The 24231-nt window shown below is 70.0% G+C and carries 26 protein-coding genes; 11 read left to right on the top strand and 15 right to left on the bottom strand.

The features are described from left to right. Positions 1 to 37 precede the first annotated feature (37 nt). Positions 38 to 619 (top strand): TetR/AcrR family transcriptional regulator, encoded by a 582-nt coding sequence (locus tag ACIBTM_RS03940; RefSeq protein WP_395875053.1) that lies wholly within the window; start codon positions 38 to 40, stop codon positions 617 to 619. On the opposite strand, the gene ACIBTM_RS03935 is transcribed toward ACIBTM_RS03940, so the two are convergent. Beyond that, the gene (locus ACIBTM_RS03935) at positions 616 to 2013 is read right to left on the bottom strand and encodes a class II fumarate hydratase (RefSeq protein ID WP_395875052.1); all 1398 of its coding nucleotides are present in this window, start codon (positions 2011 to 2013) and stop codon (positions 616 to 618) included. The two genes, ACIBTM_RS03940 and ACIBTM_RS03935, sit on opposite strands and share 4 nt — an antisense overlap. Positions 2014 to 2127: 114 nt before the next feature. On the opposite strand from ACIBTM_RS03935, the gene ACIBTM_RS03930 reads away from it, so the two are divergent. Beyond that, on the top strand, positions 2128 to 3117 hold the full coding sequence (locus ACIBTM_RS03930; RefSeq protein ID WP_395875051.1) for an NAD(P)/FAD-dependent oxidoreductase: 990 nt from the start codon (positions 2128 to 2130) through the stop codon (positions 3115 to 3117). 63 nt (positions 3118 to 3180) lie between these two features. On the opposite strand, the gene ACIBTM_RS03925 is transcribed toward ACIBTM_RS03930, so the two are convergent. The 6 genes from ACIBTM_RS03925 to ACIBTM_RS03900 form a co-directional block, all read right to left on the bottom strand. Next, complete coding sequence (locus ACIBTM_RS03925) at positions 3181 to 3951, bottom strand: S1 family peptidase (RefSeq protein ID WP_395875050.1); 771 nt, start codon at positions 3949 to 3951, stop codon at positions 3181 to 3183. A gap of 9 nt (positions 3952 to 3960) precedes the next feature. Continuing rightward, a complete protein-coding gene (gene glpX / locus ACIBTM_RS03920; RefSeq protein ID WP_395875049.1) occupies positions 3961 to 5031 on the bottom strand; it encodes a class II fructose-bisphosphatase in 1071 nt (356 codons plus the stop codon). A gap of 84 nt (positions 5032 to 5115) precedes the next feature. Next, positions 5116 to 5349 (bottom strand): exodeoxyribonuclease VII small subunit, encoded by a 234-nt coding sequence (locus tag ACIBTM_RS03915; RefSeq protein WP_240599782.1) that lies wholly within the window; start codon positions 5347 to 5349, stop codon positions 5116 to 5118. Next, positions 5346 to 5747 (bottom strand): hypothetical protein, encoded by a 402-nt coding sequence (locus tag ACIBTM_RS03910; protein ID WP_395875048.1) that lies wholly within the window; start codon positions 5745 to 5747, stop codon positions 5346 to 5348. Before ACIBTM_RS03910 ends, ACIBTM_RS03915 begins: the two co-directional genes overlap by 4 nt. Further along, positions 5744 to 7009 (bottom strand): exodeoxyribonuclease VII large subunit, encoded by a 1266-nt coding sequence (gene xseA, locus ACIBTM_RS03905; protein ID WP_395875047.1) that lies wholly within the window; start codon positions 7007 to 7009, stop codon positions 5744 to 5746. The genes ACIBTM_RS03910 and xseA overlap by 4 nt, the downstream gene beginning before the upstream one ends. Next, positions 7006 to 7671, bottom strand: a complete 666-nt coding sequence (locus ACIBTM_RS03900) for a lipid droplet-associated protein (RefSeq protein ID WP_395875046.1) — start codon at positions 7669 to 7671, stop codon at positions 7006 to 7008. Before ACIBTM_RS03900 ends, xseA begins: the two co-directional genes overlap by 4 nt. A 152-nt stretch (positions 7672 to 7823) precedes the next feature. Here ACIBTM_RS03900 and ACIBTM_RS03895 point away from each other — a divergent pair, with 152 nt between their 5' ends. Then, a complete protein-coding gene (locus ACIBTM_RS03895; RefSeq protein ID WP_395875045.1) occupies positions 7824 to 8837 on the top strand; it encodes a 4-hydroxy-3-methylbut-2-enyl diphosphate reductase in 1014 nt (337 codons plus the stop codon). 90 nt (positions 8838 to 8927) lie between these two features. Here ACIBTM_RS03895 and ACIBTM_RS03890 read toward each other — a convergent pair whose 3' ends face one another. Next, complete coding sequence (locus ACIBTM_RS03890; protein WP_395875044.1) at positions 8928 to 9815, bottom strand: DUF6542 domain-containing protein; 888 nt, start codon at positions 9813 to 9815, stop codon at positions 8928 to 8930. 277 nt (positions 9816 to 10092) lie between these two features. Continuing rightward, the gene (rmuC, locus tag ACIBTM_RS03885) at positions 10093 to 11007 is read right to left on the bottom strand and encodes a DNA recombination protein RmuC (protein ID WP_395875043.1); all 915 of its coding nucleotides are present in this window, start codon (positions 11005 to 11007) and stop codon (positions 10093 to 10095) included. Between the two features lie 179 nt (positions 11008 to 11186). On the opposite strand from rmuC, the gene ACIBTM_RS03880 reads away from it, so the two are divergent. Both ACIBTM_RS03880 and ACIBTM_RS03875 read left to right on the top strand, forming a co-directional pair. Next, on the top strand, positions 11187 to 12338 hold the full coding sequence (locus ACIBTM_RS03880) for an exonuclease SbcCD subunit D (protein WP_395875042.1): 1152 nt from the start codon (positions 11187 to 11189) through the stop codon (positions 12336 to 12338). Continuing rightward, complete coding sequence (locus ACIBTM_RS03875; RefSeq protein ID WP_395875041.1) at positions 12335 to 15286, top strand: AAA family ATPase; 2952 nt, start codon at positions 12335 to 12337, stop codon at positions 15284 to 15286. Before ACIBTM_RS03880 ends, ACIBTM_RS03875 begins: the two co-directional genes overlap by 4 nt. A gap of 85 nt (positions 15287 to 15371) precedes the next feature. Here ACIBTM_RS03875 and ACIBTM_RS03870 read toward each other — a convergent pair whose 3' ends face one another. Together ACIBTM_RS03870 and ACIBTM_RS03865 are read right to left on the bottom strand one after the other, a co-directional pair. Next, positions 15372 to 15872, bottom strand: a complete 501-nt coding sequence (locus ACIBTM_RS03870; RefSeq protein ID WP_395875040.1) for a methylated-DNA--[protein]-cysteine S-methyltransferase — start codon at positions 15870 to 15872, stop codon at positions 15372 to 15374. 10 nt (positions 15873 to 15882) lie between these two features. Next, a complete protein-coding gene (locus ACIBTM_RS03865; RefSeq protein WP_395875038.1) occupies positions 15883 to 17328 on the bottom strand; it encodes a DNA-3-methyladenine glycosylase 2 family protein in 1446 nt (481 codons plus the stop codon). A 105-nt stretch (positions 17329 to 17433) separates the two neighbouring features. On the opposite strand from ACIBTM_RS03865, the gene ychF reads away from it, so the two are divergent. Then, positions 17434 to 18516 (top strand): redox-regulated ATPase YchF, encoded by a 1083-nt coding sequence (gene ychF, locus ACIBTM_RS03860; protein WP_395875037.1) that lies wholly within the window; start codon positions 17434 to 17436, stop codon positions 18514 to 18516. After that, on the top strand, positions 18509 to 18868 hold the full coding sequence (locus ACIBTM_RS03855; protein ID WP_395875036.1) for a zinc ribbon domain-containing protein YjdM: 360 nt from the start codon (positions 18509 to 18511) through the stop codon (positions 18866 to 18868). The genes ychF and ACIBTM_RS03855 overlap by 8 nt, the downstream gene beginning before the upstream one ends. A 73-nt stretch (positions 18869 to 18941) precedes the next feature. Here the strand turns inward: ACIBTM_RS03855 and ACIBTM_RS03850 are convergent, their stop codons facing one another. Then, positions 18942 to 19418 (bottom strand): hypothetical protein, encoded by a 477-nt coding sequence (locus tag ACIBTM_RS03850; RefSeq protein ID WP_395875035.1) that lies wholly within the window; start codon positions 19416 to 19418, stop codon positions 18942 to 18944. Between the two features lie 59 nt (positions 19419 to 19477). Between ACIBTM_RS03850 and ACIBTM_RS03845 the strand changes: the two genes are divergently transcribed. Continuing rightward, positions 19478 to 20539 (top strand): ankyrin repeat domain-containing protein, encoded by a 1062-nt coding sequence (locus ACIBTM_RS03845; RefSeq protein ID WP_395875034.1) that lies wholly within the window; start codon positions 19478 to 19480, stop codon positions 20537 to 20539. A gap of 39 nt (positions 20540 to 20578) precedes the next feature. Here the strand turns inward: ACIBTM_RS03845 and ACIBTM_RS03840 are convergent, their stop codons facing one another. After that, positions 20579 to 21940: a M20/M25/M40 family metallo-hydrolase gene (locus ACIBTM_RS03840; protein ID WP_395875033.1), complete on the bottom strand. Its 1362-nt coding sequence runs from the start codon at positions 21938 to 21940 to the stop codon at positions 20579 to 20581. Positions 21941 to 22031: 91 nt separating this feature from the next. Further along, positions 22032 to 22406 (bottom strand): hypothetical protein, encoded by a 375-nt coding sequence (locus ACIBTM_RS03835; protein ID WP_395875032.1) that lies wholly within the window; start codon positions 22404 to 22406, stop codon positions 22032 to 22034. Between the two features lie 137 nt (positions 22407 to 22543). Between ACIBTM_RS03835 and ACIBTM_RS03830 the strand changes: the two genes are divergently transcribed. From ACIBTM_RS03830 to ACIBTM_RS03820, 3 genes are read left to right on the top strand one after another with little or no spacing between them, the layout of a single operon-like run. After that, on the top strand, positions 22544 to 22747 hold the full coding sequence (locus tag ACIBTM_RS03830; protein ID WP_395875031.1) for a CopG family transcriptional regulator: 204 nt from the start codon (positions 22544 to 22546) through the stop codon (positions 22745 to 22747). Then, the gene (locus ACIBTM_RS03825; RefSeq protein ID WP_395875030.1) at positions 22744 to 23124 is read left to right on the top strand and encodes a type II toxin-antitoxin system death-on-curing family toxin; all 381 of its coding nucleotides are present in this window, start codon (positions 22744 to 22746) and stop codon (positions 23122 to 23124) included. The genes ACIBTM_RS03830 and ACIBTM_RS03825 overlap by 4 nt, the downstream gene beginning before the upstream one ends. Before the next feature lie 17 nt (positions 23125 to 23141). Beyond that, positions 23142 to 23480, top strand: coding sequence for a winged helix-turn-helix transcriptional regulator (locus ACIBTM_RS03820; RefSeq protein WP_395875786.1), 339 nt, complete (start codon positions 23142 to 23144; stop codon positions 23478 to 23480). A 387-nt stretch (positions 23481 to 23867) separates the two neighbouring features. Here the strand turns inward: ACIBTM_RS03820 and ACIBTM_RS03815 are convergent, their stop codons facing one another. Next, on the bottom strand, positions 23868 to 24158 hold the full coding sequence (locus tag ACIBTM_RS03815) for a 4a-hydroxytetrahydrobiopterin dehydratase (protein ID WP_037340929.1): 291 nt from the start codon (positions 24156 to 24158) through the stop codon (positions 23868 to 23870). Positions 24159 to 24231 lie beyond the last annotated feature (73 nt).

Raw genomic sequence — 24231 nt, 5'->3', positions numbered from 1 at the left:
ACGATATACGGAACTGGCAGTCTCGTAAACTCTGGTCATGGCGAGAGGCAGGCCGAGGGAAGAAGGAATCGACGACGCGGTCCGGGTGGCCGTGCGGGCGTTGCTGACCGAAACCGGTTACCAGCGCTGCACGATCGACGCGGTCGCGGCGCGGGCGGGTGTCGGCAAGGCCGCGGTGTACCGGCGATGGCGCTCGAAGGCGGAACTCGTGTTCGCCGCGGTGATCCATCCCGTCGAGCTCGAACCGCCATCGGACACGGGCTCGCTGCGGGGTGACGTGGCGGCGGTCCTCGAAGTGATCCAGTCCTCTTTGGACAGTGTGGAACTGCGGCAGGCGCTGCCGTCGCTGCTCGCCGACGTCCGGGCGGATCCGGTGCTGGAGGCCCGGTTCGGCGAGGTCTTCCTCGGCCGTGAACGCGGCTATCTGGTCCAGATGCTGGATCGGGCCGTCGCAAGAGGGGAACTCTCGCGACGGCCCGATCCGGCTCTCGTCCACGCGATCCTGCTCGGTCCGGTGCTGACCTGGCTGCACCTGTTCACCGAGACACCGCCTTCGGGTGGGCTGGCGGCTTCGCTCGCCTCACCGCTTCATGCGGCTGTGGCCGCTCTCGGCGCTTAGCGTCCTCCGCGCGCCATGCGGAGGACGTCGAGAGCCTCGTCCAGCTGCGCTTCGGTGAGCTTGCCGTTCGCGACGTGACCGCGTTCGATCACGACCTCGCGGATCGTCTTCAGCTCCTTGAGTGCCTGCTTCGCGATGGCGGCGGCCTCTTCGTAGCCGATGTATTTGTTCAGCGGCGTCACGATCGACGGCGAACCCTCGGCGTACTCGCGCGCGCGGTCGGCGTTCACCGTCACGCCCGCGAACACCTTGTCCGCCAGCAGCCGCGAGACCGCGGCGAGCAGCCGCGCCGATTCGAGCACGTTGCGCGCGATCACCGGCAGGTTCACGTTGAGCTGGAAGTTGCCGGCCGCGCCCGCGAAGGCGACCGCCGCGTCGTTCCCGATCACCTGGGCGACCACCTGCAGCGTCGCCTCCGGGATCACCGGGTTGACCTTGCCCGGCATGATCGACGAACCCGGCTGCAGATCCGGCAGCGCGAGTTCGGCGAGCCCCGTGCGCGGACCGGAACCCAGCCAGCGCAGGTCGTTCGCGATCTTGTTCAGCGACACCGCGACCGTGCGCAGATGCCCGGACGTCTCGACGACGCTGTCCTGCGTCGCCTGCGCCTCGAAGTGGTCGCGTGCCTCGGTCAGCGGAAGACCGGTCACCGAAGCCAGTTCCTGCGAGACCGCCGCGCCGAAGCCCTCCGGCGCGTTCAGTCCGGAGCCGACCGCGGTCCCGCCGATCGGCAGTTCGCCGAGCCGCGGCAGGCCCGACTTCAGCCGTTCGACCCCGAACCGGACCTGCGACGCCCACGCGCCCGCCTCCTGGCCGAAGGTGATCGGCACGGCGTCCATCAGGTGCGTGCGGCCGGATTTCACGATGTCCGCCCATTCGCCCGCGCGCGTCTCGATGGCGGCGGCCAGATACTCCAGCGCCGGGATCACGTCGGACAGGACGGCCTCCGTCGCGGCGACGTGGATCGTCGTCGGGAAGGTGTCGTTCGAGGACTGCGAGGCGTTGACGTGGTCGTTCGGGTGCACGTCGCGGCCCAGCGCCTTCGACGCGAGCGTCGCGATGACCTCGTTGGCGTTCATGTTCGACGACGTCCCGGAGCCGGTCTGGAACACGTCGATCGGGAAGTGCGCGTCGTGCTTGCCGTCGGCGACCTCGTCCGCGGCCTTCGCGATGGCGTCGGCGACTTCGGCGTCCAGCACGCCAAGCCGCGCGTTGACCCGCGCCGCGGCGGCCTTCAGCAGGCCGAGCGCGCGGATCTGGGCGCGCTCCAGGCCCCGGCCGGAGATCGGGAAGTTCTCGACGGCACGCTGCGTCTGCGCGCGGTAGAGGGCGTCAACGGGGACGCGCACCTCGCCCATGGTGTCGTGTTCGATCCGGTATTCCTGTTCAGCCATACTCCAAGTCTCGCGCAGTGCCTCTCGGCGCGCTCCGTGTCTTTCGGCACGCGAGGGCTAGGATCGATTGTGTTCTCGATCACGCCGCCCACCACCGGCCGGGGAGAGTGCCGAATGAGCGAGTCCGCTGGGGAAACGTCGTACGACCTCGTCATCATCGGGGCGGGTCCGACGGGTCTTTTCGCCGCCTACTACGCGGGATTCCGCGGTCTTTCGATGGCCGTCGTGGATTCACTGCCGGAGGCGGGCGGTCAGGTCACCGCGATGTACCCCGAAAAGATGATCTACGACGTCGGCGGATTCGCCGAGGTCCGTGGCCGAGATCTGGTGCGGGGCCTGCTCGACCAGGCGGCGCCCTTCAAACCCGGGTATCTGCTCGGGCGCAAGGCCGAGAAACTCGAAAGCGTCGAAGGCGGCGTCACCATCACTCTCGACGGCGGGCAGGTCCTGCGCGCCGGTGCGGTGCTGATCACCGCCGGGATCGGCGAGTTCACCCCGCGGCCGCTGCCCGCGGGCGACGGCTGGCTCGGCCGCGGCATGGTCCATTTCGTGCCCTCGTTGAAGGCGCACGAAGGGCAGCACGTGGTCGTCGTCGGCGGCGGGGACTCGGCGTTCGACTGGGTGCTCGCCCTGCATCCGGTCGCCGCGAGCGTCACCCTCGTGCACCGGCGCGCGAAGTTCCGCGCGGCCGAGTCGATCGTGCGGCAGGCGCGGGAACTCGGCGTCCGGATCGTCACCGACGCCGAAGTCACCCGTTTCCGCGACCGCGACGGCGTGCTGGCGGAGGTCGAGGTCCAGGTCAAGGGAGCCGAGCCCGAGGTGCTGCGCGCCGACACGGTGGTCGCCGCACTCGGCTTCACCGCGGATCTCGGGCCGATCGAAAGCTGGGGACTCCAGATCGACCACCGCGCGATCGCCGTCGACTCGACCATGGCGACCCCGCGGGAGCGGGTCTACGCGGCGGGCGACGTCGCGGCGTATCCGGGGAAGGTGAAGCTGATCGCGACCGGATTCGGGGAAGCGGCGACGGCGGTCAACAACATCGCGGTGGCGCTGAACCCGGAGGCGCATCTGTTCCCCGGTCACTCGAGCAACGCGGAGTAGCGCGTGCCATGAACGGGGCGTTCCTTGCGAAATTTGCAAGGAACGTCCCGTTCATAGCATCTCTCAGGCGGGCGTAGGCGGCGTGATCTTCTCGGCGATCCACTGCGCGTACGCCACCACCGAAGTCGCGATCGACGGCGAGGTCGCGCACACCGGATCCGCGTTGCCCGGCCGGCTGATCGTGCCCAGCAGCACCCATTTCTCGTCGACCTTGGCGATCTCCGGTCCACCGGAATCGCCGTAGCACGAACCTGTGTTCCCACCGGGGTTGTCGGTGCACAACTCGACGGCGCCGTCGAACTTCGCGGTGCAGCGCGTGCCTTCGACGATCTTCGTGTCCAGCTGCTGCAATTTCGCCGGACCCTTGCCGCAGCCCGAAGTCGGGCAAGTCTGGCCCCAGCCGAGCAGCCGTGTCGGCGTCCCGGGCGCGACGACGGCACCGATCGTGATCGGCGCCGCCTTCACCGGGGCGGCCAGCCGCACCAGCGCGAGATCGCCGCCCGCGTGCTCGGGTTCGGGGTTGTAGGACGGATTCACGATGATCTCGGCGGGTTTCGCGATCTCACCGCCCTGGGTGTTGTCGCTGCTGCCGATCCGCGCGCCCAGGTTCGCCGGGTTCTTGCCCTCGACACAGTGCCCCGCCGTCACGAGCCAGTCCGCCGCGATCAGCGTTCCGGCGCAGAAAGCCTTACCGGAGGCCGAATGCAGCGAAACGATGAACGGATAGGGCTCGTCGGCCTCTCTGCCGCCGACGAGGTCGCCCGCGCCCGTGGCCTGCCCGGCCGGCGTGAGGACCATCGCCGCGAGCAGGACCACGAGCACGCGCTTGAGCACGGTTTCTCCTTAGGGGAGCGGGGGAACGACGTCGTCTTCCAGAGTGTCGTCGAGGTGGCCGTCGAAGTTGACGGACGAGTACGAGCGGAGCTTGGTCAGCCGGTGGTAGCCGTCGATCATCCGGACCGTGCCGGACTTCGACCGCATCACGATCGACTGGGTCGTGGCGCCGCCGGCGCGGTAGTGCACGCCGCGCAGCAGGTCGCCGTCGGTGACGCCGGTGGCGCAGAAGAACACGTTGTCGCCGCGGACGAGGTCGTCGTTGCCGAGCACGCGGTCGAGGTCGTGGCCCGCGGCCAGCGCCTTCTCGCGCTCCGCGTCGTCCTTCGGCCACAGGCGGCCCTGCAGTTCGCCGCCGAGGCATTTCATCGCGCAGGCCGCGATGATGCCTTCGGGGGTGCCGCCGATGCCGAGCAGCATGTCGACGCCGGTGGTCGGCCGGGCCGCGGCGATCGCGCCCGCGACGTCGCCGTCGGAGATGAACCGGATCCGGGCGCCCGCCTCGCGGACCTCCTTGATCAGCTGCTCGTGGCGCGGCCGGTCGAGGATGCACACGGTGACGTCGGAGACGCTGGAGTTCTTGGCCTTCGCGACCCGGCGGATGTTCTCCGCGATCGGGGCGGCCAGGTCGACCTTGCCGGCGGCGTCCGGGCCGACGGCGAGCTTCTCCATGTAGAACACCGCGGACGGGTCGAACATCGCGCCGCGTTCGGCGACCGCGAGTACGGCCAGCGCGTTCGGCATGCCCTTGGCCATCAGGGTCGTCCCGTCGACCGGGTCGACCGCGACGTCGCAGTCCGGCCCGTCGCCGTTGCCGACCTCTTCCCCGTTGAACAGCATCGGGGCTTCGTCCTTCTCGCCTTCGCCGATGACGACGACACCGCGCATCGACACGGTCGAGACCAGCTGGCGCATCGCGTCCACGGCGGCACCGTCCCCGCCGATCTTGTCCCCGCGGCCGACCCAGCGTCCCGCGGCCATCGCGGCGGCTTCGGTCACGCGGACCAGTTCCATCGCGAGGTTGCGGTCGGGGGCTTCGGGACGTCGCGAAGAGCTGGCGGACGAGGTGGGGGTGGGCATGCGGCCTCCCGGGTCAGGAACTCGGCGGGGTCCCAGTCTCTCAGATGGCCACGGTGGTTCGGTGGCGCAGGAGCATGGTGAACGTCACTGACCGTCGCCGGCCTCGTCCTCGACGGACGACAGCGCGGCCTCGATCCGCTCACGCGCGCCCTCGAGGTGGTGCTCGCAGACCTTCGCCAGCTGCTCGCCCTTCTCCCACAGGGCGAGCGACTGTTCCAGGGACAGCCCGCCCGCTTCGAGCTCGCGGACGACCTCGACCAGCCTGTCGCGGGCCTGCTCGTAGCCGAGTTCGGCGGTCTCGCCACCGGGTTTGCTCACGCTGTGCTTCCTTCTACCGGACGTCGGTGCTTGCCGATACCCGCGCACACTACCGCGCCGGCCATGGCGTTGTCGTAACCCACGAAGGCGAGAGCGAACTCCTGTCCGTCACCCTCCGCGATCGCGGCGACGAGGTTCTCCTGGGCGCGCGCCACCCGTTTGCGGTGCACGGAACCGTCCGCGAACCACCATCGGGTGCCGACGTGCTCGGCCGTCGCTTCGGAGAGTTTGCGCAGCTGGGTGTCGAGACCGCGTTTGGTGGAGAACTCGCAGCCAGCGAGCAGCACCGTCCAGCACTCGGCCGCGGCGCGGTCGGTCAGCAGCGCGTTGCGCAGTACCCCGGGCGCGTCGGCCCGTCTCGCGGCGTCGATGGTCAAAGGCAGGAAACTCGCCGTCAACGCCCCTCCTCCGGCTCTCCTGAGACGACGGCGCCGAGTGCGCCGTCGACCACGCGGACGCGCAGTTTCGCGCCGTCCACGACCTCGGAGACGGACCGGAGTACCTGGAGGTTGCCTTCGGAATCGGTGTACTGCACCACGGCGTAGCCGCGTTCGAGGGTCGCCGCCGGGCCGAGCGCGGTCAGCCGCGCGCGGGCGCTGGCGATCTCGGCCTGGTCCTTCGCGAGCAGCGTGAGCATCGCGCGGCGCCCGCGTTCACGGTGGATCTCGACGTCGTCCGAGCGCCGCTGGATCGGGCCGAGCGGATCGGCCAGCACGGGGCGGCTGCGCATCTGGTTCAGCAGCCTGACCTGCGTGTCCACCCAGCCGTGCAGGGCGCGGCGGCCGCGATCGCGCATCTGGTGGACGCGCTGGGTCTCCTCGCGCACGTCGGGCACGATCCGCTTGCTGGCGTCGGTCGGCGTCGAACAGCGGAGGTCGGCGACGTGGTCGAGGAGCGGGGTGTCGGGCTCGTGCCCGATCGCGCTGACCACCGGCGTCTCGGCGGCGGACACGGCGCGGCACAGCGCTTCGTCGGAGAACGGCAGCAGGTCCTCCACACTGCCGCCGCCGCGCGCGATCACGATGACGTCGACGTCCGGGTCACGGTCCAGTTTGGACAGTGCCTGGAGGATCTGCGGGACGGCGAGCGAACCCTGGACGGCGGTGTTGATCACCTTGAACGCGACATGCGGCCAGCGGGCCTGCGCGTTCACCAGCACGTCACGTTCGGCGGCCGACGCGCGTCCGGTGATCAGCCCGATTCCCTTGGGCAGGAACGGGATCTTGCGTTTGCGTTCCGGCGCGAACAGGCCCTCGGCGGCCAGCAGCCGTCGCAGCCGCTCGATCCGCGCGAGCAGCTCGCCGATGCCGACCGCGCGGATCTCGTTGGCGCGCAGGCTCAGCGAACCGCGGTTCATGAAGAACGTCGGCTTCGCGTGCACCACGACGCTCGCGCCCTCGCGCAGCGGCGGTTCGATCGTGCGCAGCAGACCCATCGGGCAGGTCACCGACATCGAGACGTCCGCGGACGGGTCGCGCAGGGTCAGGAAGGCGGTGTTGGTGCCGGGCCGGGCCGAGATCTGCGTGACCTGGCCCTCGACCCAGACCGCGCCGAGGCGGTTGATCCATTCGCCGACCTTGCGGGCGACCGTGCGGACCGGCCACGGGTTTTCGGCGGTGGTGGACGGACCCGCCGCCGCGGAGGTGGGTTCGGCGCTCACTGGCCTTCCGCGCTGTCGCCGTCGGCCTTCTTCACGTTCCCGATGCGCCGCGCGAGCATGCCGACGAACGACGCCCTGTCGGCGTTCGCCTTTTCGTAGGTCAGCAGCTCTTCCAGCTGTGCGAGGTCGAACCGGCGCAGGCGGGCGCGCAGCTGCGGCAAGGTGAGCGTGTCGTAGTCGTCCAGCCCGGCAGGACCAGAGGTCACGGGCGCGCTCGCGCTGTCGAACTCGCCGTCGGCGTGCTCCTCGGCGAGCGCGCGCTCTTCCTCGGCCCACGGGTCCTCGGTGAGCGCTTCGAGGTCGTGCAGGTGGCCGTTGGTCTCGGCGCGCGGCTCGGGAACCTCAGGGTCTTCCCGGTCGTCCCGCAGCGGGATGACGCACGAGTCGCGTTCGTACCGGCGTTCGCCCAGGTCCGGCGGGAGATCCTCGTCGAAGGTCGCCCAGCTGGGCGTGTCCTCGACCGGGCGGAGACCCGACAGCGCGTCGTCGCCCTTGATCGCGAGCTCGGTGACGTGCTGCTGGACGCGCATGGAGAACTGGAGCACCTGGCTGACCACCGTGACGGGGAGCCCGGTGAGCTGCTTGGGAAGTTCGCGAACCCGCTCGGCGGTGGTGACGGCGAGGCCCGCGGCGACCCGGAGGGGGAGCGGGAGAGGCTTCATGCGTCTAGCCTGCCGTATTTGGTCCATCCTGCCCAACCGAACGGGTGGGTCGGCTCACAGGACGTGACTCCCCGCACATACTTTAGAGGGGATCCCTGGTCACCTGAACGTGAGTGCGAGGAGCCCCCGGGGCAGCCCGTACCCTGGGGGTCATGAGTTCTGCGAGTCCCGGAATCACGCCCGCCGGCAGTCCGACGATCACCGAGTCCGGTGTGCCGGCAGGTGGCAAACGTGTCCTGCTCGCCAAGCCTCGCGGCTACTGCGCGGGTGTCGACCGCGCGGTCATCGCCGTCGAAAAGGCACTCGAGCTCTACGGCGCGCCCGTGTACGTGCGCAAGGAGATCGTGCACAACCGGCACGTCGTGGAGACCCTGCGCGAGCGCGGGGTGATCTTCGTCGACGAGACCTCCGAGGTGCCCGAAGGCGAATTGGTGGTGTTCTCCGCGCACGGCGTCTCGCCCGCGGTGCACGCCGAAGCCGCAGAGCGCAACCTGCGGACCATCGACGCGACCTGCCCGCTCGTGACGAAGGTGCACAAGGAAGTCAACCGGTTCGCGAAGGACGACTACGACATCCTGCTGATCGGCCACGAAGGCCACGAAGAGGTCGAAGGCACCGCCGGCGAGGCTCCCGACAAGGTGCAGCTCGTCGACACCGCCGAGGATGTCGACAAGGTCGAGGTCCGCGATCCATCGAAGGTCATCTGGCTTTCGCAGACCACCCTTTCGGTGGACGAGACCATGGAGCGCGTGGATCAGCTGCGGGACAAGTTCCCCGGCTTGGCCGACCCGCCCAGCGACGACATCTGCTACGCGACCACGAACCGCCAGGTCGCGGTCAAGGCCATGGCCGCCGAGTGCGACCTGGTGCTGGTGGTCGGCTCGACGAACTCGTCCAACTCGAAGCGGCTGGTCGAGGTCGCGCTGAAGGCGGGGGCGCGCGCGTCGCACCTGGTCGACTTCGCGCACGAGGTCGACGAAGCCTGGCTCGAAGGCGTCGAGACCGTCGGTGTCACCAGTGGCGCTTCGGTCCCGGACGTGCTGGTCATGGACCTGCTGGCGTGGCTGGCCGAGCGTGGCTGGGACAGCGTCGACGAGGTCACCACGGCGAACGAGAAGATCGCGTTCGCGCTTCCGCACGAGCTGCGTAAGGCCGCGAAGGCCTGACGTTCCTTACGAGAAAGGGCCGTCCGAGGAAGTCCTCGGGCGGCCCTTTCTGCTGGTCAGCGGTCTAAGTGGGAGCAAAGGTCCCTTGCTTCACCGCTCGTCGTCCCACGGACGGCGCCGGGGCGGCTGCCCGCCGCGGCGCGGGTCGTCCGCACGCGGCGGGCGGCGGCGCGGGGCGCCGGGGGCGCTTTCGCCACGGGGGTCGCGGCGGCGCGGTTCGCCGTCTTCCGGCCGCGGCCGACGGGGCTGACGTCCCGGGGGCGGCGGTTTGCGGGCGCCGGGTTCGGCGTCGCGGCGGGGCCGGCGCTCGTCGTCGACCGGACGGCGGCGGGGCGGAGCACCGTCTCGCGGCGCGGCGTCCCGGGGAGCACCGCGGCGGGAAGGCGGGGGCGGGGTCTGACCGGTCCGCGACGCCGGACGGCCACGGCCCGGCGCGGCGGCCGCCGCGGGCCGGGCGGCGGGCTTGGCCTCGTCGCGACGTTCCGGTTTGGTGCCCGGCTTGACCTTCACCGGGGCGTCGGGATCGCGTTCGCGGTAGATCCGGAAGACACCGATCGCCAAGGTGATGCCGGTGGTGATGGCCATCGTCGGGAAACCGTTGATCAGCGGCGTGCCGACGTCGAAGGCTCTCGAAAGCAGATCCGTGCCCTTGCTGCCGTCCGAGGTCAGAAGGATGACTCCCGGGACGGTCACGGCGAGGACCAGGGGCGGCTGCACCATCGGGCCGAACAGCCCGCGGCGCTGGACGGCCACCACCGCGGCCACCGCGCCGAGCGCGTAGCAGGCCTTGAACAGCAGACCCAGGTCCTTCTGCATCATCATGTCGACGAAGGCGCCAAGGATGGCGAGCCCGAAGCCCACCAGGACGGCCGCCCACCAGGGCAGCCCGCGCCTGGCGCCGACGAGCGGACGCTCGTCCCAGGCAACGGGGACGTCGTCGGCATCAGGATCGCTCTGGCGATCGCGAATCGCGGTCACAGGCTCCACCGTATATCCAAGCTGCGGGCATACCGCCAACAGGCGGTGTGTCTATCGCCTGGTAGTGGTCATTCCGGACCACCCGGACGGACTGTCCGGGTGCTTACCGGAGGTACTACGAGTAAGCGGGCGACAAGGTTGTCGGCCGGGTCCGTTGTTCCGGAAACCGCTGGTGAGGCGGTGCGGTCGCTGTGCTGAGCACCTGAAGTACATGAAGGCCCCCTTCCTGTACCTAGACGCAAGCATGGGGGCCTTCATGTACCTGGGGAAGGACCACTCACGAGGCGGGGAGTTCGTCCGCCTTCCTGATCAGGGGTACCGGCGCCGGGCTGCCAGCGGCGTCCGTCAGTGGCGAGACCGTGCTCCGGAAGCTCTCGAGCGCCTCCAGCTCCCTCCGCCGGGCCGAGATGAAACGCTGCAGGTGGGTGCTCGACAGGTTCAGCGCGTCGACCGCGTTGCCCGCGGCCCGGTGCGCGGCCGCGGCGCCCGCCCGCACCTGCTCGACGTCCTCGACCAGTGCCCGTTCGGTCGCGGCGAACAGCGCGGCGGAGGCCAGCACGGCGAACCCCGTCGGCCCGCAGAGGAAGACCCGCCGGTCCAGCATCCAGCGCAGCAGTTCCGGGTCGGTGTCCAGCGCGGCGACGACGGCCGCGTCGGACGGGACGAACATGATCGTCCCGTAGATCGCGTCGGCCCAGCGCTGGTAGCCCTTGCCCGCCAGCTCGGCCGCCCGTGACCGGAGCTGCCGGACGTGGACGCGCAGCGCGTCCAGCCGTTCTTCGGGGTCGTCCGTCTCGACGGCTTCGGCCCAGCAGGCCATGCTCGCCTTCGCGTCGACAGGCACCGTCCGGCCGCCGCCGACCCGCAGCACCATGTCCGGTTTCGCGGCGCCGCCGCCCGCCAGATCCGTCTGCAGCGTGAAGTGCAGCTCCTCGCGGAGCCCGAGCGCGCGTGCGGTCTCCAGGAGCACTTGCTCACCCAGCTCGCCCCGGCCGCTGATCGAGGCGAACGCGACCTCGTACCGGCGCAGCGCGAGCTGCTGCTGATCCGCCTTGGCCCGCTCGGCCGCGACCTGTTTCGCCGCCGCGTCCGCCCTCCGCATGCCGTCGTTGTACAGCCGCCACAGCAGCGCGACGGCCACGAGCAGCAGCAACGCGAGCACGACGGCCGCGGTGGTGATCACCGTCGCCACCGGTACCTCCCCTCCGGATCCGAGTCGGGGGACATCATGGCGGAACCCACCGACAAAAACGGAGCGGCGCGGTCGCGCTCCGTATCTGACCTGCGTGGTCCCCGGCGTGTCGGAAAGCGCAGTGCCGCCAAGGGCGCGCCTCCGCTGTCCGGCCGGTGCGCGGCCCTACCTTGGGCTGCGTGAAGCTCCTGCACACCTCCGACTGGCATATCGGCCGCACCTTCCACGGCGCCGATCTGCTCGCCGAACAGGAAGCCGTGCTGAGTCATCTCGCCGATCTCGTGGTCGCCGAGTCGGTCGACGTCGTGCTCGTGTCCGGGGACATCTACGACCGTGCGGTGCCCTCGGCGGAGGCCGTCCGCGTGGCCACCACGGCGCTGGGCCGGATCCGCCAGGCCGGGGCGAAACTGGTGATGACACCGGGCAATCACGATTCCGCGCCGCGGCTGGGCGCGTTCGCCGAATTCGCCGCGGCGGGCGGGCTGCATCTGCGCGCCACGATCGACGGGCTCGCCGAACCGGTGCTCCTGTCCGACGAACACGGCGAGGTCGCCCTCTACGGGATCCCGTATCTGGAACCGGAACCCGCGCGGCACGCCCTGGGGGTACCCGAGGCCCGCGGCCACACCGGCGTCCTCACCGAAGCGATGCGGCGGATCCGGGAGGACCTCGCCGGGCGGCCGTCCGGAACGCGCTCGGTGGTGCTCGCGCACGCCTTCGTCACCGGCGGCGAGCCGACCGAATCCGAGCGGACCATCGCGGTCGGCGGCGTCGAGCAGGTGCCGGGTTCGGTGTTCGACGGCGTCGATTACGTCGCGCTCGGCCACCTGCACGGCCCGCAGACCCTCGCCGAGCACCTGCGCTATTCGGGCAGCCCGCTGGCGTACTCGTTTTCCGAGACACGCCAACGGAAATCGGTCTGGCTGGTGGAACTTGGCGCCGGCGGGCTGGCCGAAGTCCGGCGCCACGAACTGCCGGTGCCGAGGCATCTCGCGATGCTGCGCGGCGAGCTGGCGGAGCTGCTTTCGGATCCGGAGCACGACGACCTCACCGAACATTTCCTCTCCTTCACGGTCACCGACCGGGTCCGCCCGATCGACGCGATGCGCAAACTGCGTGAGCGCTTCCCGTACGCGGTGCACATGGACTGGCAGCCGGAAGGCGGGCACGACGGGGCCGCGCTGAAATACGCCGAAGCCGTCCGCGGGCGATCCGACGTCGAGATCACCCGCGGTTTCCTGGAGGACTGCCGTGGCTCCGCGCCGTCGGAGAGCGAGGAGCGGCTGGTGCTGGCGGCGCTGGGCGCGGCGGGCAGGGAGCGCGAGATATGAGACTGCACCGGCTGGAGGTCGCCGCTTTCGGTCCGTACGCGGGCCGCGAGGTGGTGGACTTCGACGCGCTCGGCGCCGACGGGCTGTTCCTGCTGCACGGTGACACCGGCGCGGGGAAGACGACGCTGCTCGACGCGATCGCGTTCGCCCTGTTCGGCACCGTCCCCGGCGCTCGCGGCGAGGTCAAACGGCTGCGTTGCGACCTCGCCGAGCCGGATCAGGTCACCGAGGTCGTCCTCGAACTGACCGTGCAGGGCCAGCGGATGCGGATCGCGCGCAACCCCGAGTACCAGCGGCCCAAACGCCGGGGCGAGGGGATGACCGTCCAGCAGGCGAAGGCGGTGCTGAGCTGGGTCGGCACGGTGCCCGCCGGCCACGTGGCCGAGGGCATCACGCGGATCGACGAGGTCGCGCGCACGGTCGAACGGCTCATCGGCATGACGCATGAGCAGTTCTTCCAGGTGGTCTTGTTGCCGCAAGGCGAATTCGCGCGGTTCCTGCGCGCGAACACAGCCGAGCGCGAAGAGCTGCTGGAGCGCCTGTTCGGCACCGAGCGCTTCTCGGACGTCGAGGACTGGTTCGCGAATCTTCGTGCCGAACGCGGCCGTGAGTTGCAGGCCCGGCAGCAGTCGCTGCGGGAATGGGTCGCGCGGTTCGCGCAGGTCGCAGGGCAGGAAGCGCCCGAAGAAGGGCAGGCGGAGTGGGTCGACGAGGTGCTCGCCGAGTCGGCGCGGCGCGTCGGCGAGGCACAAGAACGCGACACGAAGGCCCGTGCGGCGGCCAAGAAGGCTGAGGCCGTCTGGCAGGAGAACCGGTCGACCGCCGAACGGATCCGCCGCGTGCGCACCGCGTACACGCGGCTGTCGGTGATCGCCGAGCAGGCGGACCAGCGGGCGGAGTGGGCGGAAGAGGTCGAGGCGGCTCATCGTGCGGCAGGGGTGGTCGCGGAGGCCGATCTCCTCGAACGCAGGCTGGACCAGCTCGCGGAGGCCGAAGCGGCCGAGGCCCTCCGTGCTCAGGAGGTTCCGGACGCCGCGGACAGTTCCGCCGCTGAGCTGCGTGCTCGGGCGGGCGGTCTGCGCGAAGAGGCGGGCGCGCTCGCCGAACTCGTGGCGGAAAGCGAGCAACAGCAACAGGATCTGGCTCGGCGTGAGCAGTTGACCGCCGTTGCCGGCAAGGCGGAGAAGCAGGCGGAGGAGTTCGCCGCCGAACTGGGTGCCGCGCCGGGGAAGGTCGCGGCTTTGCGTGCCGAAGCGGCCGCTGCTGCCGAAGCCGAGGCAAAGCTCGACGGTGCTCGCGCTCGTGTCGACGAGCTGACCGCGCTGGCCCGCGATGCCGACGAGGTGCCGAAGACACGGCAGGTCGTCGAGCGGGCGCGCGCGGCGGTCAGCGAGGCCGTGGACGGTCATCAGCAAGCGCGGCAGCACCGTCTTGACCTGCGTGAGCGGCGTCTCGAAGGGATGGCGGCCGAACTCGCCGCCGGTCTCCACGCGGGCGAGGACTGCCCGGTCTGCGGGTCGACGGACCATCCGTCGCCGGCGACGCACACCGGTGGCCTGGTCGAACCCGAGGACGAACGCCGCGCCGAAATCGCGGAGCAGCAGGCGCATACGCGGCGCGAGAAGGCGAAAGCCGCGTTGCAGGAGGCAGAAAACCGCCTGACCGTGCTGATCGAGCGGTTGGGCGAGCACACCACCGAGACCTTGCGTGCCGGGCTCGGCGAGGCGCGCGATCTGGTCGCCACGTTGTCGGAGGCCGCTCGCCGGAGGCCCGCGCTCGAGACTCAGGTCGGTGCCCTGGAACGGAAGATCGAGCAGCTGACCGAACAGCGTGGGGCGGCCGAGCGTCGTGCGGTCGAGATCGCGACCGAGGTACGCGGTCTGGCGGAGCGGCTGACCGAACGCGAACGGCGGTTGGAGAGCGCGCGCGGAGAGTTCGCCGACGTCGCCGCCCGGCGGCGGCATCTGCTCGGTGTCGCGACCCGCCTCGACGCGCTCGCCGAAGCGCGATTGAGCGTCGCGGGTGCCAGGGAACGGCGTGACGAGCAAGCGAAACTGGTCAAGGAAGCGTTGCGGGCCAAGGGTTTCGCCGATCTCGACGAGATGCGCGCCGCGGCGCGGCCGGACGAGCAGATCACGAAACTGGAGGCCAGCCTCGCCGACGCGAAGGTGATGGAGCGGGCCGCCCGAGAGGAACTCGCGCAGCCCGACCTGTTCGGCATCTCGCCGGAGGACGAGGTCGACGTCGGTGCTTCGGCGGACGCGGCGCAGGACACGCGTGGGGAGGCCGAACAGGCGCTGGTGGCCCTGCGCGCGGCCACGTCACGGCATGCCGACCTGACGAAACTGGCCGAGCGGATGGCGTCCCTGATGGCGGACCTGGCGCCGGTCGAAGAGCGGTACCACGAACTGAAGGCGCTGGCCGAAGTGGTCAACGGACGCGGGCAGAACGCGCGGAAGATGTCGCTGCGCTCGTACGTACTCGCCGCGCGGCTGGAGGAGGTCGCGGTCGCGGCGACGGCGCGCCTGCGGACGATGAGCCAGGGCCGCTACTCCTTCGTGCATTCCGACGCGGCCGGGGCGCGGGGCACCCGCGGCGGCCTCGGGCTCGACGTGCTCGACGACTACTCCGGCACCATCCGGCCCGCGAAGACGCTCTCAGGCGGCGAGTCCTTCCTCGCGTCGCTCTCGCTGGCGCTGGGGCTCGCCGACGTCGTCGCCGCCGAAACCGGCGGAGCGCTGCTGGACACGCTGTTCATCGACGAGGGCTTCGGCACGCTGGACGCCGAGACGCTCGACATCGTCATGAACATCCTCGACGAGCTTCGCGCGGGTGGGCGAGTGGTCGGGCTGGTGTCGCATGTGGAGGAGCTGCGGCAGCGGATCCCGACCCGGCTTCGGGTGCGGAAGGCGCGTACGGGCTCTTCGGTGGAGATCCACGCCGCCTGACTCCGCCCTCCCGCGCGCTAGGAACGGTCCGTTCCTCGCAAAATTTGCAAGTAACGGACCGTTCATTGCATCCCGGGGCGCGAGATCAGGCGGCTTCGTGGGTCAACAGCCACTGCTTCGCCGGAACGCCCCACCGGAAGTTCCCCACGCCGCCACCGGTCCGCACCACGCGATGGCACGGCACGAACAACGCCGCCGCGTTCTTCGCGCAGGCCGACGCGGCCGCCCGCACCGCCGCCGGATTCCCCGCCAGCGCCGCGTACTCCGCGTAGCTCACCGGCTCTCCCGCGGGCACCTTCCGCAGGATTTCCCAAGCGTGCTCCCGGAAAGCGCCGGACCGTTGCCGCACCTCGATGTCGGCGACGGCGTCCAGATCGCCGTCGTGGTACCGGCGGATCGCGGTGCTCACCGGCCCCAGATCCCGTCGCTGCTTCACCTCGCCGGGGGCGAGCGACGGCGAGATCAGCGGCGTCAGTTCGGTGACGTCACCGGTCCAGCCCGAGGCGAGCACGGCCCCGTCACCCGCCACCACGGCGGTGAACGGGCCGATCTTCGTGTCCATTGTGGACCAATACGCGATGCTCATCGTCTCCCTTTCAAGCGCGAAGCAGGTACATGCCGGCGTACGAGGACCAGGGCTGCCAGGCCCTGCCTCGTTCGGCCAGCGTCTTTTCGTCGTCGTTGATGCCCAGCGCGGCCGCTCCACGGCGCAGCTCCGGGTCACCGGTCAGCAGGACGTCCGGCGCGCCGAGCACCCGCATCAGGACGTAGTCCGCGATCCCCGGCCCGATCCCCGGGAGCTCCAGCAGCTCCGCCCGCAACTCCAGGGGATCGCGGCCGACGTGGACCGACACCCCGTCCGCCAGCGCGCGGGCCACCTCGGCCACCCGTTCCGGGCCGTGTTCGGCGACCTGGGCCGCCGTCGGGAACACCGTGGTCAGACCTTCGAGTGACTCGTCGCAGCTGGGCACGCGTTCGCCGAGACTCTCGGCGAGCGCTGCCGTCTCGGCGGGAGTGAGCATCGCGCGCAGCACGAGCTCGTCGCCGTCGACGGCACCGGGTACCCGGATACCGGGGATCGCCTCGACCAGCGGCGCGAGGGCCGGGTCCGCCCCGAGGACCCGCGCGACCGCCTCGGGGTCGGCGTCGAGGTCGAGCAGCCGCCGCACCCTGGCCACCGCGCTGCTCAGATCGCGCAGGTCGGTGAGCCGCAGGTCGCAGCGGACGTGGTCGTCCTTCGCCGTCAGCCACACCACGCCGGAACCGTGTGCGAGCCGAAGCGTGCGGCCGTAGCCGGTCACCCCGGAATCGTCGCGTGTCACGTGCTCGACGCCGGGAACCGCCTCGGTGGCCAGGAAGTCCAGCACCCCGGCGGCGTCGAACGGCTTCCGGAACGGCAGCCGCAGGCTCAACCGGGTGCCGGTCGGCAGCTCCTCGGCCTTACGACGGCGCAGGCTCGCCGCCCGAAGCTGCGAGGGCGTTGTCGCGAACACTTCGCGGATCGTCTCGTTGAACTGGCGGACGCTGGAGAACCCGGCCGCGAACGCGACGTCGGTCAGCGGGAGCCCGGACATCTCGATCAGCAGCCGCGCCGAATGCGCCCGGTGCGCCCTGGCCAGCGCCAGCGGACCGGCGCCGAGCTCCGCGGTGAGGACGCGCCCGAGCTGGCGTTCGGAATAGCCGAGCCGTCGCGCGAGCCCGGGGACGCCGTCTCGTTCGACGGTGCCGTCCGAGATGAGCCGCATCGCCCGTGCGGCGAGGTCGGCCCGGATGTCCCAGTCCGGCGAGCCGGGGACCGCGTCGGGCAGGCAGCGGCGGCAGGCGCGGAAGCCATGGGACTGGGCGGCCGCCGACGTCGGGTAGAAGCGGACGTTCTGCTGCTTCGGCGTCGACGCGGGGCAGGACGGACGGCAGTAGATCCCGGTGGTGGCGACGGCCATGATGAACTGGCCGTCGAACCGGGAATCACGGGCGGCGACGGCGCGGTAGCACCGCTCGGCGTCGCGCCACACGGCCCGTTCGGCCAGGGTCTGCTCGGTCATGACATCGATCGTGCCACCAGGTCGGGGGCGCGGCTGGCGGAAATCCGACACCGCGATCAAGGCCTCGGCGGATGGGGCGGCGGGCGGCACGTAGACTTCTGGCCCGTGAGTCTCACCCTCGGCATCGTCGGCCTGCCCAACGTCGGCAAGTCCACCCTGTTCAACGCGCTGACCCGCAACGACGTGCTCGCGGCGAACTACCCGTTCGCGACGATCGAGCCCAACGTCGGTGTCGTCCCGCTGCCGGACCCGCGGCTGGACCAGCTCGCCGAGGTCTTCGGCTCCGAGCGGACCGTGCCCGCCGTCGTGTCCTTTGTGGACATCGCGGGCATCGTGAAGGGCGCCTCCGAGGGCGCCGGCCTCGGCAACAAGTTCCTCGCGAACATCCGCGAGGCCAACGCGATCTGCCAGGTCATCCGCGTCTTCGACGACCCGGACGTGATCCACGTCGACGGCCGGATCGACCCGGGCAGTGACATCGAGACGATCAACACCGAGCTGATCCTCGCCGACCTGCAGACGCTCGACAAGGCGCTGCACCGGCTCGAGAAGGAGGCTCGGACCAAGAAGGAGGCCAAGCCCGCCCTCGACAACGCGGTCAAGGCCAAGGAGATCCTCGACTCGGGCCGGACCCTGTTCCAGGCGCAGAAGGAGGTCGACTTCGAGGCGCTGCGCGAGCTGAGCCTGCTCACCACGAAGCCGTTCCTCTACGTCTTCAACGCCGACGAAGGCATCCTCACCGACGAGTCGCGCCGCGAGGAGCTGGCCAAGCTGGTCGCCCCGGCCGACGCGGTGTTCCTCGACGCCAAGGTCGAAGCCGAACTGCTCGAACTGGACGACGAAGAGTCCGTGCGCGAGCTGCTGGAGTCCGTCGGCCAGCACGAGCCGGGCCTCTACTCCCTCGCGCGCGCCGGCTTCCACACCCTCGGCCTGCAGACGTACCTGACCGCCGGTCCCAAGGAGTCGCGCGCCTGGACGATCCCGCAGGGCGCGACCGCTCCGCAGGCCGCGGGCGTCATCCACACCGACTTCGAGCGTGGCTTCATCAAGGCCGAGGTCGTCTCGTTCGACGATCTGATCGAGAACGGCTCCATGGCCGCCGCCCGGTCCGCGGGCAAGGTGCGTATGGAGGGCAAGGACTACGTCATGGTCGACGGCGACGTGGTCGAGTTCCGCTTCAATGTCTGACCAGCTGCCGCCGTGCCCCGAGTGCGGGAGCGAGTACTCCTACGAGTCGGGAGCGCTGCTGGTGTGCCCGATGTGCGCGCACGAGTGGGCTGCCGGGGACGAGGCGGGTGCCGGGGACGCGGCCCGGATCGTCAAGGACTCGGTCGGGAACGTGCTGGCCGACGGCGACACGGTGACCATCGCGAAGGATCTGAAGATCAAGGGCGCCGGTGGCGGAGTCGTGAAGGTCGGCACGAAGGTGCGCGGCATCCGGCTCATCACCGATGGCGTCGGCGATCACGACATCGATGCGAAGGTGCCGGGCTTCGGAGCGATGCAGCTGAAGTCGAGCGTGGTGAAGAAGGTCCTGTGACCCGATCGCTCCGGCGGGTGCAGGCGGCCGAACACACGCCGTAGCGGGCCCGAGACGCTGGTCGTGACTTTCGTCAGGGAAGGCCCCGGACTTGCCGTCCGGCGGTTCGAATGAACACGGACAGGGTTTCCTGGCTGTGCTCTTCATGCTGCTTCACGGTGGTGAGATCCGGTGCTCGATGCAGGGCTTCGATCGGTTCGAAGGTGGCGTCGACGAGCCGGAGGAGCTCGGGATCGTCGGTGAGCATCTGGATCCTGAGCCGCGCGTGATCGGCCGTCGCCCCGCGCTTGTCCGATTCCGTGTGCGCGGCCCGCATCTCCTCTTCCGGCGCCGCGCGCTGCTTGAGGAACCATTTCGCGATCACGCCTTGCCGCAGCTCGGTCATGGCTTCGGCGAAGGCCACGTAAGCGGCGATCCGTTCCTGCCGGAGCCGCTCGTCACGAGCGGTCCGCTCGGTTCGTCGCGTGTTCAGCAAGCCGAGCAGGTAGGTGAGGGTCGAACCGGCCAAGGTTCCGGATATCGCGACCACACTGGTCAGCACGCCGTTCATGGTCGGGATCGTAGGATCTCCGCGGTCGCGCGGGAACCGGATCCGAGGAGAACAGCACGGTGGCACGAAAGCGGAAGACGCTCCCCAAAGACTTCCAGGAGATGCTGACCTCGGCGTCGGTGGACGAACTCAAAGCCGTCTTCGGCAAATGCGAGATCGACGCGCGTGGCGGCTATGCCAAAGGGACCGCCATCGGCTTCCCGGAGTGCCCGGACGAGCTCATCGCCTGGCTGACCGGGCAGGGCCTCGCCGTCGACAGCCCGGACAGCTACGGCAGGACACCGCTTCATGCGAGGGCTTCCCGCGGTGCCCCGAAGCAGATTCCCTTGCTGCTCTCACTCGGCGCGGACATCGAGGCGGCGGACAGCTCCGGGCAAACGCCGCTTCAGGCCGCGGTGGACGGGCTGCGGGCCGGGGCGGCGCGAGTGCTGATCGAGCACGGGGCATCGACCGAGGTGCTCGACAGGCGCGGCAACACGTTGTTGACGCGAGGCCTGATCAGGACGCAGAACGCCGACATCCCGGAGTGTGTCGAGATCGCGAAGCTGCTGCTCGAACACGGAGCGAGCATCACGGCTGAGATGCGCGAAAAGGTCGAGCGTATCGGTAGTGGTTTCGAGTTCCACCGGGAGCACTTCAACCCCGACTTCCTCGAAGAGACCGACGCCGCGCTCAGCGAGCTGTACCGGATCTTCGGGGTCGAGCCGGTCGCCCGGCGGTCGGCGCACGACGGGGTGTCGCCGATCGTCGTGCCCGACGGACCCTGGCAGGAGCGGCACAAAGCGCTTTGGGAGCTTCTCGTGCCGTCGCGCGGCGCGGGAGCGACGGTGCAGTGCGAGGCGATCCGAGTCACCGGCCGGATCTCCGACGAGATGTTCCGGAACGGCGGGGCGAACTGGGATCGCGATTATCGTGCGATGGCCGACGCGTTCCCGGGGTTCCTGACGCTGGGCGAGCCTCTCGGTGACGAGGAACTCCGTGAGGCCAAGGAGATCGCCAAGCAGGTCAGGTCGGGCCGTGGTGCGGACGGCCACCTCGATCGCTTGAGCGAACTCGCCGTCGCCTGGGTCGCGAAGAACCCGGCCCCGATCGCCCTGGAAGCGGTGGGCTACACACGTTGAGGGGTGCCGGGTGTCCCCGATGAGGACACCCGGCGAGGCTCACTTCCGCAGCAGGCTGTACGCGGCCGAACCGATCAGCTCCAGTGAAACCTGAAGCCGCTCAAGGGAAACGTTGTCCTTGATGGTGTCTTCCGGCGTGTGGTAAGTCGGCTCCAGCAGCGCCGGGCCGGTTTCGCCACGCCAGCTGAAGTTGCCCGAAGCGATCCCGCGTTCGAAGAACGGCACGTGGTCGCTCGAACCGCGCGCCACCGGCCCCTTGACCTGCGGGTCGTAGCCGAGCCGTTTGGCGGCGGCGTTGACGGCCGCGGTCGTGGCGTTGTCGGCACCGTCGACCGAAAGCAGCCAGTAGGTGACCGCCGGGTCCCAGCTGGTGGCGACCATGTCGTTCTGGAAACAGCCCGCGATCCGCTTCGCCTCCGGGTCGGACAGGTTCTTGACGTAGTGCCGCGAGCCGATCAGCCCGTATTCCTCCGAGCCCCACAGCGCGAACCGCAGCGTCTTGTTCGTCGGCAGGTACCGCAGGACGCGCGCCAGCTCCAGGCACAGCACGGTGCCGCTGCCGTCGTCGTTGGCACCGGGGGAGCCGGGGACGCTGTCGTAGTGCGCGGACACCATGACCACGCCGTCGTCCTTGCCGGGGAACGTGGCGGGCCGCTCGGCGATGACGTTGTACGACGTCAGGTTCTTGTGGTGCGTGGCCGTCGCCTTGACCGTGACCGAGCCCTTGGCGAGCCGTTCGCGCAGGCGTTCCACCTGCACCTGGGCCAGGCCCAGCACCGGGATGGTGACCGGGGTGGCGAGCGTCGGGGAGAAGGCGGACAGCTTGCGGGCCGCGTCGGCGCCGATCCGGCCGAGCAGCACGGCGTCCGCTCCGCGCTGCGCCGCCGTCAGGTACGCGTCGGCCTTGTTCGCCACGGCGGCGATCAGCACGATCTTGCCGGTCAGGTCGTCGGGCAGGGTGCTGCCGTCACCGGCGTCGACGACGACGGCCTCGCGGGTGACGTCCTGCGCGCCCTGCGGCGACGAACCGGTCTGCCAGCTGTCGCGCCCGATCGTCAGGGCGCCGAGGAACTTGTCGGCGATCGGGAACGGCTGCAGCGTGACCTGGTAGCGCAGGTCGCGCAGCACCTTCGCGATGTAGTCCCTGGCCCGCAGTTCGCCTTCGGTGCCGGCGATCCGGGGACCGATCTTGTCGCTGAGCACCCGCAGGTGCTCCAGCGCCCGCCGCGACCGCACCCGCGCGATCACGGGATAGTCCCCGAACTCCAGCGACGGCGGGAACTGCGCGCCAGGACGTTGTTGGGTGGCCGCGGCGGCGGTGCCGGGGTTCAGCCCGATCGTCGCCGCGCCCGCCAGTGCCACCGCGCCCGCGAGCACCTCACGTCTGCGCAGACCTGCCATGGAACACCCCTCACTTCTCGAAGAAACTCGTCCGAGTAGCCAATAGCGCGCCGGTCACCGGAGCAACCTCCGATCGTCCCCTTTTTCCGGTTCAGCGCACGGCGACCCGGCGGTAGGCCGCCGAGATGGCGACGACGCCGGAGACCGCCGCGGCGATCACCCCGCCGATCAGCAGCACGGTCCCGACGAAGGGCCCGAAGTCGCCGACGTCGGCGAGCCGCCCCCAGAACGAGCCTTCGAGCAGTGCGCCGACGAGGATGAACAGCGGTGCGGCGACGCCGAGGAAGAGGATCCACCGGTACTTGGCGGCCAGCGTCAGCACGAGGGTCCCGGTCACGCCGAGAATGAACGGGCCGGGCGGGATGTCCGGGAAGCCCGGGACACCCGAGGCGATCTGGATGATCAGGCCGGCGACGCCGGCGAAGAGGAAGAAGGCGTTGGCGACGGCTGCGGTGGAACGGTTCATGGTGAACTCCTCAATGGGTTTCAAGACCACTGAAGAGTCCCGTTCACGGCGGCTGAGGGCGTCGGCCCGGAAGCGGCAATCGGGCCTACGCGGTTTTGCGTACGACACCCTTGCTACCAAAGTGGTAGCATCGAGGCATGGCCATGACCCTGAGGTTGAACGACGAGCAGGAGCGCGCTCTCGCCCTGCTGGCGGAGGCCGAAGGCGTGAGCAAGCACGAAGCCACGGTCCGCGCCATCACCGAGGCCGCCGCGCGGCGCGTCCGCGACGATCGTGTCCGGGCGCTGTCGAAGGACGGCCGGGAGCGCTACGCCGCCCTGCTCGACCGTCTCGCCCAGTGATCGAGTACCTCTCCGTCGAAGACCTCCTGGCGCTCGCGGAGGACCTCCGGGTGCCCAAGGTCCGCGATCTCGGGCTGCTCGACTCCGCCGCGCACCGGCCGCGTTCTTCGTTGATGGGGCAAGACGCCTACCCGACGCTGCACGAGAAGGCCGCGGTCCTGCTGGAGTCGGTCGTGCGCAACCATCCGCTCATCGACGGCAACAAACGCCTGTCCTGGATGGCGACGTTCGTCTTCTACGGCCTCAACGGGTACGACCTCGACGCGCCGGAGGACGCCGCGTACGACTTGGTGATCGCGATGTCCATCGGTTCGCGCACCTATCGGGAAGCGGCGGTCGAACTGGCGGCGTGGGCGAAGGTAACTTCGAACGGGTGAAGCCGCTGAGTCCCGACATGTTCGCGCCCGGCTGCCCGTCGAACCTGACCCCGTTCCGGATCGGCGACAAATGGGCGGGCCTCGTCGTGCAATGCCTGGAAGAAGGGCCGCGCCGGTTCTCCGAGCTGCGGGTGCCGTTGAGGGGAGTCACGCCGAAGGTGCTCACGGAGACCCTCAGGGCTCTGGAGCGCGACGGCATGATCACGCGGACGGCGTACGACGAGACGCCGCCGCGGGTGGAATACGAGCTCACCTCGCTCGGCCGGACGCTGTTCGAGCCGATGGAGGCGTGCCGTAAGTGGGCGGCGGAGCACCTTCCGGAGCTCGTCGCCGCCCGCGAGGCTTACTCGGGCTAGAACGAACTAGCCGAGCAGGCCGAGCACGACGATCGTCAGCAGCGTGATGGCGGCGGCGAAGGTGGTCACCCAGGCGCGCTGGGCGGCGGTGATGGAGGCGTTGTTCACGGCGGTTCCCCGGGGGAGAGAAGCGACAGGTCCGCCGGGAACAGCGCGTTGATCAGGCTCCGCGTTACCCTTGAAGCGCCGGTGTGATCAAGATCACTGATCGTGCTGGTGATGCCGTTCGCGCGCCGTGTACCAGAGCACTCCGGCGGCGGCCGCCACCATCGCGCCGAACGCCGAGAACCCCACCACGATCGCCTGCGTCATCACTCGTCCTTTCTCGTTGTGTCCCTATCGGGGTGACGTCCGAGAAGCGGAGTTGTGGCGCGGTCGTAGCGGACGTCACATGCCCGCGAGTACCCCGTCGATCTGCGACGCAAGCGAGAAGTCCTTCTCCGTCAGCCCTCCGGCGGAGTGCGTGCTGAGCCGGAACGTCACCGTCCGCCAGCGGATGTCGATGTCGGGATGGTGGTCGGCCGCCTCCGCCAGTTCGGCCACCTTGTCCACCGCTTCGATGGCCTTGGGGAAGCTCGGCAGCTTCGCCGTCCGCTCGATCGTCACGCCGTCACGGGTCCAGCCGGAGAGCTTGGTCACCGCTTCGTCGGCCTGCTGGTCGTTCAAGATTTCCGCCATGACTCCATGGTGGTACGCCGTCGGCTACGCTGCACGTTTGCCACGGGTCCCCCCTTGAAGAACGCAGGAGGCT

This window comes from Amycolatopsis sp. NPDC049868 (assembly GCF_044461365.1).
In the GTDB taxonomy this organism is placed as follows: Bacteria; Actinomycetota; Actinomycetes; order Mycobacteriales; family Pseudonocardiaceae; genus Amycolatopsis.
The sequence above is the reverse complement of the archived record's forward strand: the minus strand, read 5'-3'. Positions and strand labels throughout refer to the sequence as shown.

What these genes read in the sequence shown, in the direction of transcription:
- ACIBTM_RS03940 (WP_395875053.1), top strand. Translation starts at nt 38, where the DNA reads ATGGCGAGAGGCAGGCCGAGGGAAGAAGGAATCGACGACGCGGTCCGG.
- ACIBTM_RS03935 (WP_395875052.1), bottom strand. Translation starts at nt 2,013, where the DNA reads ATGGCTGAACAGGAATACCGGATCGAACACGACACCATGGGCGAGGTG.
- ACIBTM_RS03930 (WP_395875051.1), top strand. Translation starts at nt 2,128, where the DNA reads ATGAGCGAGTCCGCTGGGGAAACGTCGTACGACCTCGTCATCATCGGG.
- glpX (WP_395875049.1), bottom strand. Translation starts at nt 5,031, where the DNA reads ATGCCCACCCCCACCTCGTCCGCCAGCTCTTCGCGACGTCCCGAAGCC.
- ACIBTM_RS03900 (WP_395875046.1), bottom strand. Translation starts at nt 7,671, where the DNA reads ATGAAGCCTCTCCCGCTCCCCCTCCGGGTCGCCGCGGGCCTCGCCGTC.
- ACIBTM_RS03895 (WP_395875045.1), top strand. Translation starts at nt 7,824, where the DNA reads ATGAGTTCTGCGAGTCCCGGAATCACGCCCGCCGGCAGTCCGACGATC.
- ACIBTM_RS03875 (WP_395875041.1), top strand. Translation starts at nt 12,335, where the DNA reads ATGAGACTGCACCGGCTGGAGGTCGCCGCTTTCGGTCCGTACGCGGGC.
- ACIBTM_RS03870 (WP_395875040.1), bottom strand. Translation starts at nt 15,872, where the DNA reads ATGAGCATCGCGTATTGGTCCACAATGGACACGAAGATCGGCCCGTTC.
- ACIBTM_RS03865 (WP_395875038.1), bottom strand. Translation starts at nt 17,328, where the DNA reads ATGACCGAGCAGACCCTGGCCGAACGGGCCGTGTGGCGCGACGCCGAG.
- ACIBTM_RS03855 (WP_395875036.1), top strand. Translation starts at nt 18,509, where the DNA reads ATGTCTGACCAGCTGCCGCCGTGCCCCGAGTGCGGGAGCGAGTACTCC.
- ACIBTM_RS03850 (WP_395875035.1), bottom strand. Translation starts at nt 19,418, where the DNA reads ATGAACGGCGTGCTGACCAGTGTGGTCGCGATATCCGGAACCTTGGCC.
- ACIBTM_RS03840 (WP_395875033.1), bottom strand. Translation starts at nt 21,940, where the DNA reads ATGGCAGGTCTGCGCAGACGTGAGGTGCTCGCGGGCGCGGTGGCACTG.
- ACIBTM_RS03835 (WP_395875032.1), bottom strand. Translation starts at nt 22,406, where the DNA reads ATGAACCGTTCCACCGCAGCCGTCGCCAACGCCTTCTTCCTCTTCGCC.
- ACIBTM_RS03830 (WP_395875031.1), top strand. Translation starts at nt 22,544, where the DNA reads ATGGCCATGACCCTGAGGTTGAACGACGAGCAGGAGCGCGCTCTCGCC.
- ACIBTM_RS03820 (WP_395875786.1), top strand. Translation starts at nt 23,142, where the DNA reads ATGTTCGCGCCCGGCTGCCCGTCGAACCTGACCCCGTTCCGGATCGGC.
- ACIBTM_RS03815 (WP_037340929.1), bottom strand. Translation starts at nt 24,158, where the DNA reads ATGGCGGAAATCTTGAACGACCAGCAGGCCGACGAAGCGGTGACCAAG.